This is a genomic window from Kordia sp., assembly GCF_045105435.1.
Taxonomy (GTDB): Bacteria; Bacteroidota; Bacteroidia; order Flavobacteriales; family Flavobacteriaceae; genus Kordia.
Map to the genome: position 1 here is coordinate 1 of NZ_JBGCDL010000389.1, position 3,234 is coordinate 3,234.

Consider the following 3,234-nt stretch of genomic DNA (forward strand, 5'->3'; position numbering starts at 1 on the left):
CCACTGTAGAGAGGAATCTTAAATTTAACTCAACGATCATTTTATTTGATATTGCAAAAGAGAATCAATTTCTTTGCGATCAACTATTTTAGCTTACATATGCTCCACAAACTTATTTTTCAACTTGGTGAACGCTTCCGAAATCCTTCGATACGGAAATGGTTTGCCTTTTTAAAACAGTCTGAAAATTGGTCTATTAAAGAATTGGAAGCGTATCAATTGAAGCAATTAAAATCGTTGGTTTCTTTCGCGAAAGCACATTCTGACTATTATAAAGAGAAGTTTGCAGCAATTGATCCGGCATCATTTTCTTCTTTGGCAGACATTGCACAATTGCCAATATTGTCTAAGGAAGATGTGTTGCTTCACACAGAAAAAATTCACACAAAACACAATTTTAAGAAAGTATTTAAAGCAACAACTTCAGGTTCTTCTGGCGATCCGTTAGTATATGAACGTGAAGAAAGTGCCGATTCTTTTAATAGAGCTTCTATTTTTAGAGGGTATTCTTGGCATAATGTACAAGCTCATGAGCGCAATGGCTATTTTTGGGGATTTGATTTTTCTACGTCTAAACAATTCAAAGTGAAATTGCTAGATGCTTTACAAAATCGTTTCCGCGTGTTTGATTACAAAGAAAATGCATTTAAAAAGTTTGTAAAAAAGTTACAACGTGCGCGTTATATTCACGGGTATTCTTCCATGATTTATCAATCTGCAAAGTTGATTAATGATCAAAAGTTACCGAAACCGAAGCATATTAAAATGGTAAAAGGTACTTCTGAGAAGATTTACGATAGCTACAAAGAAGAAATTAAAAAAGCGTTTGGTGTGCCAATTATTAGCGAATATGGCGCTGCCGAAACGGGAATTATTGCTTTTGAGTGTGCAGAAGGCAATATGCATATTAATATGGAAGGCGTTATTGTAGAAGAAATTGACAATCAGATTGTAGTGACCAATTTACAAATGAAAACCTTTCCTATTATTCGGTATCAATTAGGTGATTATATTGAATTGGCTTCAAAAGATATCAAATGTTCGTGCGGGAAAGCACATTATATTTTAAAAGAAGTAACAGGTAGAATAGGAGAGAATGTATACGGAAAGAAAGAAATATACCCAAGTTTGTATTTTTATTACATCTTTAAAAACTTAGCAAACAAACATAATATAAAACTTACCTATCAAATTATACAAAAAGAAAAAGGAATTCTTATATTTAACCTCGAAGAAAACTTGAATACTAAAGATGAACAAAAGCTAAGACAAGAGATTCATAGTTATTTTGCCAACGACATAGCCTACAGCATTTGCCCAAATGTACAAAAGAACGCTGGCAAGCAAAAAAACAAAAGTTTTATCTCTTATCTTTAAAACTACGTTATGGCCTCAACCTCAAATATGCATTTCGAAATATCGGAACGTAAACTCCTTTTACGCATTGTCGATGTAATCGCGTTACTTTTTGGATTGTACGTAGTTTCGAATGTTTTCAATTTTGATTATTTCAAATTTACACAAGAGCGATGGCTTTGGAGCGTTGTATTGATTGTATATTATATATTGTTTTCGACCATATTAGAATTGTATAATTTACAGAAGTCAAGTCGTTACGACGCTACGTTTCAGGGAATTATACTTACAATTTCTATTACGGTATTGTGTTATTTATTGACACCAATTTTAACACCAGAGCTTCCTGAAAATCGTTTGCAAATTCTGTATTTTTTCTTAGCTATATCTACGAGTATATTTTTATGGCGATGTGCCTATATTTTCTTTATTTCTTCTCCGCGATTCTTTAAAAACATCCTTATTATCGGAAATACGGAAGAAATTAAAATCATGTCAGATGCCATCAAACGAAATACAAAGTATTATAAGATAGTTGGTTATATCAATTCAAATCCAAGTCAAAATAGTAGTGATACTTCCGTAGACGACTTAGAAGAAATTACAAGTTTGGACTTGAATAAGGTTACAAAAGAAAAGTACGTTTCAGAAATCATTATTGCGAGCGATCAGAATCAAGAGTTAAGCAAACCTTTATTTGATAGTTTAATAGGATTGTTAGAAACAGGATTGCCCATAAAAGAATACATTCAAGTATATGAAGAATTAACATTTCGTGTGCCTGTACAATATATTGGAAAGGATTTTTATAAATATTTCCCGTTTAGTCGAAGCAATCAAAACAAGTTGTATTTATTTTTTCATCGCTTTTTTGACATTCTACTTGCCGTTTTAGGATTGTTAGTGAGTCTGGTATTTATTCCTTTTATTTTGATTGGAAATTTAGTTGGAAATCGCGGTCCATTATTATATTCGCAAGAACGTGTTGGAAAAAATGGCGTGCCTTTTAAGATTTTCAAACTCCGAAGTATGGTAATTGATGCTGAGAAAAATGGTGCCGTTTGGGCAACAAAGAATGATGCGCGAATTACGAAATTTGGTGGCTTTTTACGTAAATCTCGTTTGGATGAAGTTCCGCAGTTTATCAATGTATTGAAAGGAGAAATGAGCATGATTGGCCCACGACCAGAACGTCCATCGTTTGTAAAACAACTTTCGGAAGATTTGCCTTTTTATGAAATTCGCCACGTAGTAAAACCAGGCGTAACAGGTTGGGCACAAGTAAAAGCTCCGTATGGCGCTTCTGTAGAAGATAGTTTGCGCAAACTTCAATACGATTTATACTATATAAAACACCGAAGCTTATTTTTGGATTTGAATATCATTGTAAAAACCTTGAGTACGGTATTGTTTTATCGGGGAAGGTGAGTTAGAACGACTTCGTCTGTTAGACCGCTAACGCTGTTAGATGTTAGATCGGCTTCGCCTTTTAGATCGCTTCGCTTTTAGTATTTTGGTAGATAAACTCTTGTATTTTCATACTTGATAACTTCAAACTCCTTAGAAACGTCTTTGCGAACGAAGTGAAGCAATCTGTTTTTTAGTATTACAACATATTATTTGAAATACTTCTCAATACTCAATACTAAAGTCTCAATACTATTTCTTAGTTTGTTTGTCGGTACGAGTTGAAACTCACGCTAGCAAGTGAATTAGATCGATTTGCTGTTAGATGTTAGATCGCTTTGCTTTTAGAACGGCTTCGCCTTTTAGAATGGCTTCGCCTGTTGGATCGCTGTCGCTCTTAGATTTTGGACTTGTATGAAACGTCTTTGCGAGCGTTTATAAAACGCGTGGCAATCTGTTTTTTAATATCAC

General features: G+C 33.8%; 2 protein-coding genes. Both read left to right on the plus strand.

The genetic code is table 11. From position 1 onward, the window contains the following. Positions 1-99: 99 nt before the first annotated feature. Positions 100-1,377: a phenylacetate--CoA ligase family protein gene (locus AB8B65_RS19715; protein WP_405302999.1), complete on the plus strand. Its 1,278-nt coding sequence runs from the start codon at positions 100-102 to the stop codon at positions 1,375-1,377. A gap of 9 nt (positions 1,378-1,386) precedes the next feature. Then, positions 1,387-2,784 (plus strand): exopolysaccharide biosynthesis polyprenyl glycosylphosphotransferase, encoded by a 1,398-nt coding sequence (locus tag AB8B65_RS19720; RefSeq protein WP_405303000.1) that lies wholly within the window; start codon positions 1,387-1,389, stop codon positions 2,782-2,784. Positions 2,785-3,234: the final 450 nt, after the last annotated feature.